The 12829-nt window shown below is 69.7% G+C and carries 13 protein-coding genes; 5 read left to right on the top strand and 8 right to left on the bottom strand.

The features are described from left to right. Both ACYU7G_RS05890 and eccE read right to left on the bottom strand, forming a co-directional pair. On the bottom strand, positions 1-651 hold the full coding sequence (locus ACYU7G_RS05890; RefSeq protein WP_461105763.1) for a hypothetical protein: 651 nt from the start codon (positions 649-651) through the stop codon (positions 1-3). Next, positions 648-1829 (bottom strand): type VII secretion protein EccE, encoded by a 1182-nt coding sequence (gene eccE, locus ACYU7G_RS05885; protein WP_461105761.1) that lies wholly within the window; start codon positions 1827-1829, stop codon positions 648-650. Before eccE ends, ACYU7G_RS05890 begins: the two co-directional genes overlap by 4 nt. Before the next feature lie 242 nt (positions 1830-2071). On the opposite strand from eccE, the gene eccB reads away from it, so the two are divergent. The 3 genes from eccB (at position 2072) to ACYU7G_RS05870 (ending at position 4273) form a co-directional block, all read left to right on the top strand. Continuing rightward, positions 2072-3460: a type VII secretion protein EccB gene (gene eccB / locus ACYU7G_RS05880; protein ID WP_461105759.1), complete on the top strand. Its 1389-nt coding sequence runs from the start codon at positions 2072-2074 to the stop codon at positions 3458-3460. Positions 3461-3636: 176 nt separating this feature from the next. Beyond that, positions 3637-3945 (top strand): WXG100 family type VII secretion target, encoded by a 309-nt coding sequence (locus tag ACYU7G_RS05875; protein WP_461105757.1) that lies wholly within the window; start codon positions 3637-3639, stop codon positions 3943-3945. 37 nt (positions 3946-3982) lie between these two features. Beyond that, a complete protein-coding gene (locus ACYU7G_RS05870; RefSeq protein WP_461105755.1) occupies positions 3983-4273 on the top strand; it encodes a WXG100 family type VII secretion target in 291 nt (96 codons plus the stop codon). Between the two features lie 56 nt (positions 4274-4329). Here the strand turns inward: ACYU7G_RS05870 and ACYU7G_RS05865 are convergent, their stop codons facing one another. Both ACYU7G_RS05865 and aat read right to left on the bottom strand, forming a co-directional pair. Further along, positions 4330-5193: an Fpg/Nei family DNA glycosylase gene (locus ACYU7G_RS05865; RefSeq protein WP_461105752.1), complete on the bottom strand. Its 864-nt coding sequence runs from the start codon at positions 5191-5193 to the stop codon at positions 4330-4332. After that, the gene (gene aat, locus ACYU7G_RS05860) at positions 5177-5917 is read right to left on the bottom strand and encodes a leucyl/phenylalanyl-tRNA--protein transferase (protein ID WP_461105750.1); all 741 of its coding nucleotides are present in this window, start codon (positions 5915-5917) and stop codon (positions 5177-5179) included. The genes ACYU7G_RS05865 and aat overlap by 17 nt, the downstream gene beginning before the upstream one ends. A gap of 94 nt (positions 5918-6011) precedes the next feature. Between aat and ACYU7G_RS05855 the strand changes: the two genes are divergently transcribed. Further along, positions 6012-6686 (top strand): EcsC family protein, encoded by a 675-nt coding sequence (locus ACYU7G_RS05855; protein WP_461105748.1) that lies wholly within the window; start codon positions 6012-6014, stop codon positions 6684-6686. Between the two features lie 5 nt (positions 6687-6691). Here ACYU7G_RS05855 and alr read toward each other — a convergent pair whose 3' ends face one another. After that, positions 6692-7813 carry an alanine racemase gene (gene alr, locus ACYU7G_RS05850; protein WP_461105746.1) on the bottom strand — a complete coding sequence of 374 codons (1122 nt, stop codon included), beginning with the start codon at positions 7811-7813 and terminating at the stop codon, positions 6692-6694. 85 nt (positions 7814-7898) lie between these two features. Between alr and ACYU7G_RS05845 the strand changes: the two genes are divergently transcribed. Next, a complete protein-coding gene (locus tag ACYU7G_RS05845; protein WP_461105744.1) occupies positions 7899-8816 on the top strand; it encodes a DUF4282 domain-containing protein in 918 nt (305 codons plus the stop codon). Between the two features lie 292 nt (positions 8817-9108). Here the strand turns inward: ACYU7G_RS05845 and ACYU7G_RS05840 are convergent, their stop codons facing one another. From ACYU7G_RS05840 to pdhA, 3 genes are read right to left on the bottom strand one after another with little or no spacing between them, the layout of a single operon-like run. Next, complete coding sequence (locus ACYU7G_RS05840) at positions 9109-10599, bottom strand: dihydrolipoamide acetyltransferase family protein (RefSeq protein WP_461107247.1); 1491 nt, start codon at positions 10597-10599, stop codon at positions 9109-9111. A gap of 28 nt (positions 10600-10627) precedes the next feature. Continuing rightward, on the bottom strand, positions 10628-11605 hold the full coding sequence (locus ACYU7G_RS05835; protein WP_461105742.1) for an alpha-ketoacid dehydrogenase subunit beta: 978 nt from the start codon (positions 11603-11605) through the stop codon (positions 10628-10630). Further along, a complete protein-coding gene (gene pdhA / locus ACYU7G_RS05830; protein WP_461105740.1) occupies positions 11602-12699 on the bottom strand; it encodes a pyruvate dehydrogenase (acetyl-transferring) E1 component subunit alpha in 1098 nt (365 codons plus the stop codon). Before pdhA ends, ACYU7G_RS05835 begins: the two co-directional genes overlap by 4 nt. Between the last annotated feature and the right edge of the window lie 130 nt (positions 12700-12829).

Here is a 12829-nt window from a genome sequence, read left to right as displayed (position 1 = left end):
TCAGCCTCCGAAGAGCATCCGGTACTCGGTCGGTGATGGTGGCATCGCCACCTTGACGACGCGGCGCACGCTGGCTAGCACGACGTCGGAGCCCTCGAGGTCCGAGGTCAGCTTCATCTGCTGCTGGCTCAGCGCGTAGGCGCGGCGCAGGTTGTCGGCGGTCTTGCCCTCGACGGGCGCGATCAGGGACAGGTCACTGTTGCGCATCTCGTTGACCGACTTCGCGGCCGTGGAGTTGTGGGTGCTGACCAGCGCCTGCCAGGCACCGAGCCGGGTCTGGGGCGTGACCCCTCCGATCTCGTCGATCACGAGGCTCGGGCGGTAGGGCCGGCCCTGCCCGGGGATGTTGTCGATGGTGTGCAGGATGTCGATGGTGCCGCCGCAGGCACGCACGACGTCGGCCAGGGGGAGCCAACTGGCCTGGTCCGCCGTGAGCACGGAGACGTGGGCACCCAGGCACATCCCGCGGAACGCGACGAGCCACTTCACGTAGTCCGGGGCGGACAGGAACATCCGGGTGGGACGCAGCCGGAAGGGGCGGATGGTGACGGGCCCGGCGGGGCCGCGGCCGATCAGGAGGCCGGATGGGCCGGTGGTGACCAGCGAGGTCCGCTCCGCGGCCCTGGCCTCTCCGAGGGCGAGTTCGCTCACGAGTCCACCTGCCTGCCGAGTGGGATGGTGGCCAGCAGCCCGGGCACCTGGGTGCCGCCCAGCGGGCCGAAGCTGAAGCGGGAGCCCATCTCGGCCACCAGTTCCTCGTCGGCGGCCGCCGCCTGCTCCTCGTTGTGGGAGACGTGCCGGATGGCCCCGGCCGCGGGCTGGCCCGGGGAGACGGTGAAGGAGGTGAAGACCATCATGGCCGGGGACTGCGCCACCGAGTCCAGCAGCGCCTGGTAGGCCGCCGTCGGGTCGGATCCGAAGGAGCGGATGGCGCGGGTCTCGTGGACCAGCCCGTCGCAGGACCACTGCCGCCAGGTCTCGCGGGTGCGTTCCTCGCGGGAGTCGTCGGAGGCGCCGCTGGTGAGGCCCAGCACCTCGGCGATGGAGATCGGGTCCAGCGCCTCAGCGCTGACGCCCTGGCGCTTGAGCGCGGCCTGGGCGCGGTGGAGTCCGAAGCGCAGCGTCGCGAACACGCCCACCTGGCCGCTGCCGCGGCGGGCGACCGCCTCCAGGCAGAGCCTCGGGTCCAGGCGCAGGGCCACCCAGGTGCGGCGCACCGCCGGCGGGGTGCTCTCCTGCCCGACGATCTCCAGGTAGGACTGCAGCGCGGGTGAACCCGGCGTGATCATCGCCTGCGTGGGCGCGGGGACGGTGAGCGTGACCACCTGGATACCGGCGAACACGACGTCGTCCTGCCGCGTCAGCGCGCCCAGGAGTTCGAGGTCCAGCTCGGAGCCGCGGTCAGAGATCAGGTTGTCGTCCGAGCTGACCTCCAGCAGCCCGGTCCAGGACTCGCCGTCGCCCACCACGCCGATCTCGCCGCCGTAGACGTTCTTGGTCTCGGTGACGTGCAGGTGCGGCAGCCACTGGCCGAGCGGCACCAGGGGCGCGGGTTGGTCGGGCTCGGCGACGAGGTTGCGGCGGCGGCTGCCGTAGGCGGAGCGGACCCGCAGCGTCGAGAACAGGGAGCGCCCGTTGACGGGCAGCGTCAGCAGCATGGCCAGCAGCACCACCACCCCGGCCACCACCAGACCCCAGATGGTGCGCTGCACCGCGAACAGCAGCGCGACGACAACCACCACCTGCCAGAACAGGGCCATCGGGAGGTAGCGGGTGGAACGGGCACGAAGGGGCAGGCGCGCGTTGCTCAGCTGAGCGGTCCGTGCCATTCGTTCCTCCTCGGGGCTCTCGTCGGGCGGCGTCGGGCCCACTCTAGGGGGTCCGCGGCGCACCGGGCAGCCCCGTCGGATCGGCGCCCCCGGCAAGTGTCCTACGAGACCGCCCCAGCGCAACACTGTTGCGATCGGCGTCGACTGCAACGCGCAGCGCAACTCTGTCGCGCTGGCGTCGGAGGGGGTTGCCCGGTGCGCGGATAGAGTTGCCCCGACCCAGAACCCACCGGAGGACCCGAATGGCGACACGCAAGGACCTTCTGAAGGCACAGTCCTTCACGTCGCGCCGGATGGTCGCGGCGTTCGTCGACCGTGACCCCGACGACCCTACGCCACCGCTGCGTCGCGTCGGCATGGCCACGTTCGTGTCGGTCCTGCTGGGCATCATCCTCCTCGCCGGCACTGCGCTGTTCGGCCTGATCCGCCCCGGCGGCGGCGACGCGTGGCAGGAGGAGGGCGTCATCATCTCGGACACGGTGGCCGGCATGCAGTTCGTCTACTCCGGCAACCGGCTGGTCCCGATGGCCAACGTCGCGTCGGCGCACCTGCAGGCCGCGGGCGACGACCCGGACGGCCCGCCCCGCGTGGTCAACGTCAAGACCGAGACCCTCAAGGGCACCGAGCAGGGGCCGATGATGGGCATCGAGAACGCGCCGCGGCAGCTGCCGGCGGCCGAGGACATGGACGTCTACCCGCTGCAGACCTGCTCGTCGGCCCCGAACACTGCCGGGGACCGGTTCCTCAGCATCGAGTTCAACGCCGACGCGGTCACCGACACCCAGATGTCCATCGTCGCCCGCGCCTCCGACGGCGAGGAGTACATGATCCTGAACGGCCAGGCCCACCGGCTGTGGCGCAAGCAGGGCCAGACCTCGCCGCTCGTGGAGGACCTCCCCATCGTGGAGCCGGGCAACGCGTGGCTCTCGGCCATCCCCGTCGGCCAGCCCCTGGAGCCGATGGAGATCTCCGGCATGGGCGGGACGCCGTCGAAGAACCCGCTGAACATGTCGATCGGGCAGCTCGCGAAGGTGGAGGGGGCCGAGGGCGCAACCCGCTACTACGTGCAGCTGGACCAGGGCCTGTCCCAGGTCTCCTACCTGGACATGCGCCTGCTGGTGGAGGCCAGGGGCATGCCGCCGGCGCGCACCATCTCCGAGACCGAGCTGTCGTCGGCGCGCAACGACTCCGTCCCGGACTCCGCCACCTCGGGCATCCCCTACGAGAAGCCCAACGGTCCCGACGGCTTCGGCACCCTGCAGGACGTGTCGGTGTGCGCCACCTTCACCCTCGAGAGCCCGGACCGGGTGGTGCTGAGCGTGGACCAGCAGACCCCCGCGATGCCGTCGGGTCACCTGAAGCCGTACGGCAACATCGTCGACCTGGTGGAGATGGAGCCCCTCGCGGGCGGCCTCATGAAGAATTCCAACAACCCCAGCGACGACGCGGCCACGTTCCTGATCATCGCCGGCAAGAGCTATCCCATCCCGGACATGGCCTCGCGCAAGGCCCTCGGCTACGGGGACCTGACCCCTGCACCGGTGCCGCCGCAGCTGATCTCGCTGATCCCGCCGGGCCTGGCCGCGAACACGAACCTCTCCCGGGACAGCATCCGGCAACTGGAGCAGTGAGTAGTTCCCCCACCCCCGCGGGCCACGGTCTAGGTACTGCTACTCGTTTCGGGCCTGGGGGCTGGGAAGTGACCCCCTCTGCCACCTAATGTTTCATGTGTCACCAAGGCAGCGCCGAACAGCTCGGGGCTCGCTGAACCGAGAGCCGCAGGCTCAACCGTTGAAGGGAATGAACCATGGGCAACAAGTCCGTTGATCGCGCTCAGATGGCCAAGGCTGCGCAGCAGATCGAGGCCAAGCACCAGCAGATCCACCAGCTGCAGACCCGCCTCCAGGGCCAGATGACCGACCTCGCCACCCGCTGGACGGGCCAGGCATCCGCGATGTTCCAGCGCGGCTATGGCCAGTTCGACACCGAGTTCGAGAAGGTCAAGCAGGGTCTGGACAAGATCCACACCTCGCTCGTGGAGACCCAGAAGGAATACACGCAGCGCGAGGAAGAGAACACCCAGACCGCCAACCAGATCGCCGGCCTCATCGGCTGACCCTGACCCAACTACTACAGAGAATTAGGAGACGCAGATGAACGACTCGACGACTTACTCCCAGTCCGGCATGCAGGAGGGGATCACCAACCTCTCCAACGCCCACAAGGAGCTCACCACCCTGCTGGAGGACCTCAAGTCCGAGCTCTCCAGCTCGCTCGGCCAGTGGGAGGACAACGCCCGCAACGCCTACATCGAGGTCCAGCGCTCCTGGGACGCGTCTGCTGCCAAGCAGCAGGACATCGTCCAGCGCATGCCCATCCTGCTGGGCAACATCTCGGACGGCTACGACGCCACCGAGTCCCGCAACACCGGCATCTGGGCCTGATCCCAACGCCGCAGAACCAAGGAGGGCCCCCGCTTCGGCGGGGGCCCTTCCCTTTTTCACTTGAGCAGTTTCGACATCCTGCGATCCGCCAACGGCTTGCCGCCGGTCTGGCAGCCCGGGCAGTACTGCAGCGACGAGTCCGCGAACGAGACCTCCGCGATGGTGGCCCCGCACACCTCGCACTCCTGGCCGGTGCGGCCGTGCACCCGCATGTGGCTGCGCTTGGAGTCCTTCAGCTTGTTGATGGCGACGCCGCGGGTCCCGGCCAGCGCGTCGGAGAGCACCTCCCGGATGTGGCCGTGCAGGGCGGCCACCCCGTCGGCCTCCAACGAGTTGGCCGGCTTGAACGGGCTGAGCCGGGCGGCGTGGAGGATCTCGTCGGAGTAGGCGTTGCCGATGCCCGCCAGCACCTTCTGGTCCCGCAGCACCCCCTTGATCTGGGCCCTCCCGGCCTTGGCCAGGATCGCGGCGAGGTCGTCGACGGTGAACCCCTCGGCCAGCGGGTCCGGGCCGAGGGCCGCGATCCCGGGGACCTCCATCGGGTCGGTCACCACGTACACCGCGAGGTGGCGCTGGGTGCCGGCCTCGGTGACGCTGAAGCCGGAGCCGTCCTCGACGCCGATCCGCAGCGCCAGCCCGGACTTGCCGGGCCGCGGCACACCGGCGGGCACCTCGTCGTGCCAAGTGACCCAGCCGGCCCGGGCCAGGTGAAACACGAGGTGGATGTCCTGCGCGTCGACGTCGATGAACTTGCCGTGCCGACGCACCCCGGTGACCTCGAGCCCGAGCAGCGCGTCGAGCGGCGGGGCGTAGGTCTTGAGCACGCTGAACGCGACGAGGTGGCCCTGCGTGATGGCCTTGCCCTTCAGCCGTTCGTCGAGCAGGTCGACGACGGCCTGCACCTCAGGCAGTTCTGGCATCGGGTCCCTCCCCGAGACTCGCGAGCAGTTGCATGCCATCCATTCTGGACGCTTCGCCTCGGCCCCACATGTTGTTGTGCGGTTCCTCGAGGGCCTCGCTCAGTTGTTCCAGGTAGTCGGCACGGTCCAGGACCACCGCCCCCAGTGACTCCAGGTGCGGGGTGAGCCACTGCACGTCGAGCAGCCCGATGTCCATGCGGCGCAGCTCGTGCACCAGCCGCAGCAGCGCCACCTTGGACGCGTCCGTGCCGTGCTCCTCGTCGTGGAACATGGACTCGCCCGCGAACATGCCGTTCTGGTGCACCCCGTACAGGCCACCCACCAGCCGGCCCTCGGCGTCCCAGGTCTCGACGCTGTGGACATAACCCACCTGGTGCAGCACCGTGAACGCGGTGGAGATGCGGCTGTCGATCCAGCCGTCGGGGCGCGACGGGTCCGCGCACCTGGCCAGCACCTCGCGGTAGGCGAGGTCCACCGTCGTGGTGTAGCGGCGGGCGGACTTGCGCAACGAACGGGTGACGCGCACCCCGTCGGGAGGCAGTTGCGCCCGCCGCATCGGCGACCACCAGCCCATCTCGCCCCCGAACCCGCCACCGCCCAGCGGCATCGGGAAAACCCCGCACCGATAGGCCAGCAGCGCGGTGCCGGGATCGAACTCGTCGGAGAATGCGATGAGGTCCTGGCGGGGCCAGTCCTCAGGCGGTCCGAAGAGGGTCTCGAGCATGGACACAAGTGTGGCAGCCCGGGGAAATTCCGGGTCTTCCCCGGGCGCATTGCTTGCACCGGTGTGTCAGTCTTGAAGCGAACAAGGAGGCGGGATGAGCCAACCAACCAACGTCGTGGCGGTCGCCGAGGGACTCACGTCGGATGCTTTCCACCAGGTGCTCGAGCTGGCCATCGAGGGCAAGGGCAAGCTGCCCGGGGCCAAGGTGGCGGCCAAGAACCTCCTGGTCAAGCACCGAGACCCTGAGGTGGCGGTGGACAAGGTGGTCACCGAACACATCGCCCTCGCCGGGGGCCAGGGCTTCGCCACCAACTGGGGCGGCTTCCTGGTCTCACTGGTCACCATCCCCGCCAACATCGCAGCCGCCGCGTTCGTGCAGGCCCGCATGGTGGCGGCCATCGCGCACCTGCGCGGCTACGAGTTGAAGGACCCGCGGGTGCGCAGCGCCATCCTGATGGTGATGCTGGGCCCCGGCGCCGGCGCCGCCCTCGTGTCCAAGGGTCAGCTGCCGTCGACGCCCTTGGCCATCGCCACCGCGCCCGTGTTCGACGCGAAGCTCGACGGGCAGATCAGCAAGGCGCTGTTCGACCGCACCATGAACCAGGTGGGCGGCAAGCGGTTGGGCGTGTTCATCGGCAAGCGGATCCCGTTCGTGGGCGGCGGCGTGGGCGCCGTCGTCGACGGCCTGGCCACCCACGGCATCGCGAAGCACGCGCTGGCGTCGTTCCCCAGCCGTCGCCCCCGGCTCACCAGCTGGACCAAGGACTGAGCCGCTCAGCCGACGTGTCGGCGCGGGACGCGCGCCGTGATGAGGCAGGTGACCTCGTAGGGGATGGTGCCCATCAGTTCGGCGATCTCGGCGGCGCTGATCTCCTCGTCGCCGTCGCGGCCCAGCAGCACCGACTCGTCGCCGGCTGAGACGCCGCCCCGGTCCGGGCCGAGGTCCAGCATCGTCTGGTCCATGCAGACCCGGCCGACCACCAAGTAGGAGCGGCCGCCCACCAGCATCCGGCCGCGGCTGGACAGCAGCCGGGAGTAGCCGTCGCCGTAGCCGATGCCGACGGTGGCGATCCACGTGTCCTCCGGCGCCGTCCAGGTGCGGCCGTAGCCCACCGTCTCCCCGGCGCGGACCTGCTTCACGAACGTGACGCGGGCGCTCCAGCGCTCCACCGGCACCAGTTCCCGGGTCCGGGGGGTCTCCGGGTCCGGGTAGGACCCGTAGACCATGATCCCGGGACGCACCAGGTTGGTGGTCCCCAACTCGTGGCCGAGGACGGCACCGGAGTTGGCGGCGTGCACCCACGGCACGGGCCCGACGGCGGCGCGCACGTCGGCGGCGACGGCCTCGAAGCGCGCCAGCTGCTCCCGGGTGAACCCGACCCCGTCGGGCACGTCGCTGACGGGCAGGTGGGTGTAGAGCCCGTCGAGTTCCAGGTGTTCGTTGCCCGCGATGCGCTGGGCCAGGGCGACGGCGTCGCCGGGTTCGGCCCCGATGCGCCGCATGCCGGTGTCCACCTTCAGGTGCACCGGCGCCACCACGCCGGCAGAAGCGGCGGCCGCGGCGACGGCGTCGACGCCCTCGACGTCTGCGACGGTGAGCGTGAGATGCGCCTCGAGCGCCGCAGGGAGTTCCTCGGGGCAGGTGAGGCTGAACTTGAGCAGCGGCAGGGTGATGCCGGCCGCGCGCAGTTGCTGCGCCTCGGACACCAGCGCCACACCGAGCCACTGCGCCGTGCCGGAGGCCTGGATGCTGCGCGAGACCTCCACCAGGCCGTGGCCGTAGGCGTCGGCCTTGACCGCGGCCAGCACCGCACGACCGCCCGCGAGCTCGGCCGCGATCCGGAGGTTGTCGTTGATGGCACCGAGGTCCACCCTCAGCTCACTTGCGCTTGACACCCCCTCATCTTCGCTTGCGCGCAGCCCTGATCCAAACGGGTGAATGGTCCCGGGTCTGGTCCGGGCGGGTGGCAGAATGTGGCCCATGTCTAACAATCAGTGGAACAACGGCCAGGCCGACGGCCAGTGGCAGCCCCAGGGCAACCAGGAGTGGAACGCCGGGGAGCAGCCGCAGGGCAGCGCGAACGATTGGAACGCAGCCCAGGACCAGACGGCTGACTGGAACCCCGGCGCACAGCCCCAGGGCAGTGCGCAGGAGTGGAACCCGGCCGCTTCCCAGCAGGACTGGAACGCCGGCGCCCAGCAGCCCGCCCAGGACTGGAACGCACAGCCTCAGGGCAGCGCCGACTGGAACCAGCAGCAGCCCGCCCAGCAGGACTGGAACGCCCAGCCGCAGGCGAGTGCCTCCCAGCAGGACTGGAACGCCCAGCCCCAGGGCAGCGCCGACTGGAACGCCCAGCCCCAAAGCAGCGCCGACTGGAACGCCCAGCCCCAAGGCAGCACTCAGGACTGGAACCAGCAGCAGCCCGCCCAGCAGGACTGGAACGCCCAGCCGCAGGGCGGCGCGGACTGGAACCAGCAGCCGGCCCAGGACTGGAACCAGCAGGGCCAGCAGAACTGGAACCAGCAGGGCGGCTTCCAGGGCGCTCCCGGCTTCGGCGGCCAGCCCGGCCAGCAGTGGCCCGCGCAGCAGCCCGCCGGCGGCGGCAACGCCTTCGCCAATGTCTTCGACTTCAGCTTCAAGAAGTTGGCTCTCCCCAGCGCGGGCGGCACGATCTTCCTGGTCGCAGTGATCTGCTTCGCACTGTGGTGGGTCTTCGACCTGGTCCAGGTGCTGACCATGGGGATGACGCTCGGCTCGATGGTGCTGAGCACCGTCGTCGGCGGACTCGCCCGGATGGTCATCGGGATCCTGCTCACCCGCGTCCTGATCGAGGGCATGAGCGCACTGGTCAAGCTCTCGGAAAAGTCCGACGAGGCCAAGGACGACGCCGCCAGCTGAGGCGTTCGGCGCACCTGACCCAACTGGGTGGCGCACTTCGCACCGGAGACGGAGCGGAGTGCGCCACCTTGTTCGTGTGTCACGTTTGGCTGGCGCACTTGGCTCCGTCTCCGGTGCCGGGTGCGCCGCTGCAACCGAGGACTCCAACAGCCAAGCTCTCGGTTGCACCCAGACCAGTCCCCCGGCTCCGTGCAACCGAGGACTCCAACAGTCAAGTCCTCGGTTGCAGCGAGATGGGGTCAGCGGGTCAGGCCGCGCAGTCCGCTGGAGGGTTCGATCCGCTCTGGAGCATTCAGAACAGCAGCGCCAGTGCGGGCTCGGCGAGGATCTCGGCCACGTCGTGCAGGAACTGGGAGCCCTGCTCGCCGTCGATGATGCGGTGGTCGAACGCGATGGCGAGCGTGGTCACCGAACGCGGGACCACCTCCTCCACGCCGTTGGTCTCCACCACCCACGGGCGACGCTGGATGGCGCCCATGCAGAAGATCGCCGACTCGTTGCCGTTGATGATGGGGGTGCCCGCGTCGACGCCGAACACGCCGACGTTGGTGATGGTGAAGGTGCCGCCGGTGTAGTCGCCGGGCTGAAGCTTGCCCTCCCGGGAGACCGCCACCAGCTGGTTGATGGCCCGGCACAGCTCGATCAGGCTGAGCTGGTCCGCGTTCTTGATGTTGGGCACCATCAGCCCACGGGGCGTGGCCGCGGCGATGCCCAGGTTCACGCCGGGGTGGTAGACGATCTCCTGGTTCTGCTCGTCCCACGACGTGTTGAGGTCCGGGTTGCGCGCCAGCGCCAGGCAGATGGCCTTGGCGTAGACGAGCAGCGGTGAGATCCGCAGGCCGGTGAACTCGCGCCGGTTCTTGAGCTTCTCGACGAACTCCATGGTGGCGGTGACGTCGATGGTGATCCACTCGGTCACGTGCACGTGGGTGTTGACCGAGCGCACGAGGTTCTCCGCCGTCGCCTTGCGCACGCCCCGGATGGGGACGCGTCGCTCCTGGCGGCCGTTGAACGGGTCCGACTGCGCTCCCCCGCCGGTCCCGAAGCCCGAGCCGGCGCCGTAGGGGCCGTAGCCGCCGCCGGGCGCGAAGGTCTCCTGCCGCGACTCGCGCTGGAACGCGGAGTGGTCGTTGACGACGCGACCCTGGCGGGGCTCGTCGGCCAGGCGCTGGAAGGCGACGGCGGCCTCGACGTCGGCGCGGGTGATGGTGCCGTCGGGGCCGGTGCCCACGACGGTGCCTAGGTCCACGCCCAAGTCCTTGGCGTACTTGCGGATGGGCGGCTTGGCGCGCACCGCCGTCGGGTCGGAGGCGAGCACCAGCGTGGACTCCGTCGGCGCCTTGCCGGCACCGGGCAGCGGGTCGCCCACCGGCTGGGCGTGCACCTCGCCGGCCGGGTGCACCTCGTCGGGGCGACGGCCGGGCTCGTGCGGCTCGTAGGACTCGCTGATGGCCTGGCTGACGTCGGAGGCCTCCTCGCGACGGCGGCCGCGACGGCGCGAGCGCGGGCCCTCGCTGGGGCCAGTGCCCACCAGGTGGGGTGCAGGCTCGTCGGAGCCGGCCTCGCCGTCGTCGAGTTCGATGATGGGCGCGCCCACCTCCACGGTGGTGCCCTCGGCCACCAGCAGCGACTTGATGGTGCCCGCCCACGGCGAGGGCAGCTCCACCAGGGACTTGGAGGTCTCGATCTCAACCAGCACGTCGTTGACCTCGACGGTGTCGCCCTCGGCGACCCGCCAGGCTACGATCTCGGCCTCGACGAGGCCCTCGCCCGGGTCCGGCAGCAGGAACTTTCGCAGCATCTGGGGCTCCTCAGTAGGCGAGGGACGCGTCCACCGCGTCCAGGATTCGGTCCACGGAGGGGAGGAACTCGTCCTCCACCTTCGAGTGCGGGTAGGGCATGTCGTAGGCGGTGACCCGCTTCACCGGTGATTCCATCACGTAGAAGAGGTCCTCGTGCAGTCTTGCAGCGATCTCCGCCCCGACGCCCAGCGTGCGCTGCGCCTCGTGGACGACGACGGCGCGGCGGGTGCGGCGGACCGAGGCGTTGATGGTGACCCAGTCGATGGGGCTGAGGGTGCGCAGGTCCACCACCTCCAGGGAGGTGCCCTCCTCGGCGGCGAGCGAGGCCGCGTCGAGGCACGTCTTCACCATGGAGCCGTAGGTGAGCAGCGTGGCGTCGGTGCCGTGGCGGATGATGTTGGCCTGGTGCATCGGCTGCGGCCTGGCGGAGAAGTTGACCTGGTCCTTGGCGTGGTAGCGGCGCTTGGGCTCGAAGAAGACCACCGGGTCGTCGGAGGAGATGGCCTGCTGGATCATCCAGTACGCGTCATTCGGGTTGGAGCAGGCCACCACCTTGAGGCCCGGGGTGTGCACGAAGTAGCTCTCGGGAGACTCGCCGTGGTGCTCGATGGAGCCGATGGCACCGCCGTAGGGGATGCGGATCACGATGGGCATCGGCACCCGCCCGGCGGTGCGGGCGTGGAACTTGGACACCTGCGCGACGATCTGGTTGAAGGCGGGGAACACGAAGCCGTCGAACTGGATCTCCACGACGGGACGGTAGCCGCGCATCGCGAGGCCGACGGCGGTGCCGACGATGCCGGACTCGGCCAGCGGGGAGTCGATCACGCGGTTCTCGCCGAACTCGGCCTGCAGGCCCTCGGTGATGCGGAACACGCCGCCGAGCTTGCCGATGTCCTCGCCCGCGAGCAGGACCTTCGGGTCGGCCTGCAGCGAGCGGCGCAGGCCGCGGTTCAGGGCCTTGGCCAGGGTCAGGGTCTCGCTCACTGCGCCTCCTCGAATCCTGCGTTGTACTCGGCGTACTCGCGGCGCTGCGCCTCGAGTTCCACGGTGTTGTCCGCGTAGACGTTGTCGAACAGTTCGTCCATGGTGCGCACTCGGAGCTCGTCGACGTAGCCGCGCACCTCCGCGCCGAAGTCCTTGGACTCCTCCTCCAGCGCGGCCAGGTGCGCGTCGTCGATGACGCCCTGCTCGCGCAGGTAGGTGGTCAGGCGCTTGATCGGGTCCCGCCCGGCCCACTCCTGGGTCTCCTCGTCGCGGCGGTACTTCGTCGGGTCGTCGGCGGTGGTGTGGGCGCCCATCCGGTAGGTGAAGGCCTCGATGAAGGTGGGTCCCTCGCCGCTGCGGGCGCGCTCCATGGCCCACTCGGTGACGGCCTGCACGGCCAGCACGTCGTTGCCGTCCACCTGCACGCCTGGGAAGCCGAAGCCGCGGGCGCGTTCGAACAGCGGGATCCGGGACTGCAGCGTCATCGGCTCGGAGATGGCCCACTGGTTGTTCTGGCAGAAGAAGACGACGGGCGCGTTGTAGCTGGCGGAGAAGATGAACGCCTCGTTGACGTCGCCCTGCGAGGAGGCGCCGTCGCCGTGGTAGGCGATCACGGCCGCGTTCTGGGCCGGGTCCGGGTTGCCGACGAGCCCGTCGAACTGCAGCCCCATCGCGTAGCCGGTGGCGTGCAGCGTCTGGGCGCCGATGATGATCTGGTAGTTGCGGAAGCGCTCCAGCATCTCCCAGTCGCCGTTGTCGGTGCCGCGCAGCAGCCCGATGAGCTGCTTCATCGGCACCCCGAGGCTGAAGGCGACGCCGTGCTCGCGGTAGCTGGGGAAGACAATGTCCTTGGGTGCCAGCGCGTGGGCCGAGCCCACCTGGGCGGCCTCCTGCCCCAGCGACGGCGGCCAGACGGCCAGCTCTCCCTTGCGCTGCAGGGCGGTGGCCTCGGTGTCGAACCGCCTTGTCAGCGTCATGTCACGCAGTCGAGAAACCAGGTCCTCGTCGGTGCCGCGCCACTCGAACTCCTCGTTGGTGACGCGTCGGCCCTCGGGCGTCAACAGCTGGACCATCTGGTCGCTCTGTCCGCGCACAGGTGTCCCCTTCCGAATCAGGTTACGCAACCGTAGCTTACGCAACCGTAGCTTCAGATTCCAGCCTCCCCGGGATTCCCGCCGCGACACGCAAGGGTCCCGACCTCCGAAGAGATCGGGACCCCACTCG

The organism is Tessaracoccus terricola, from assembly GCF_054776555.1.
Note: the sequence above shows the minus strand (reverse complement) of the source record. Positions and strands in the feature narration are given on the sequence as shown.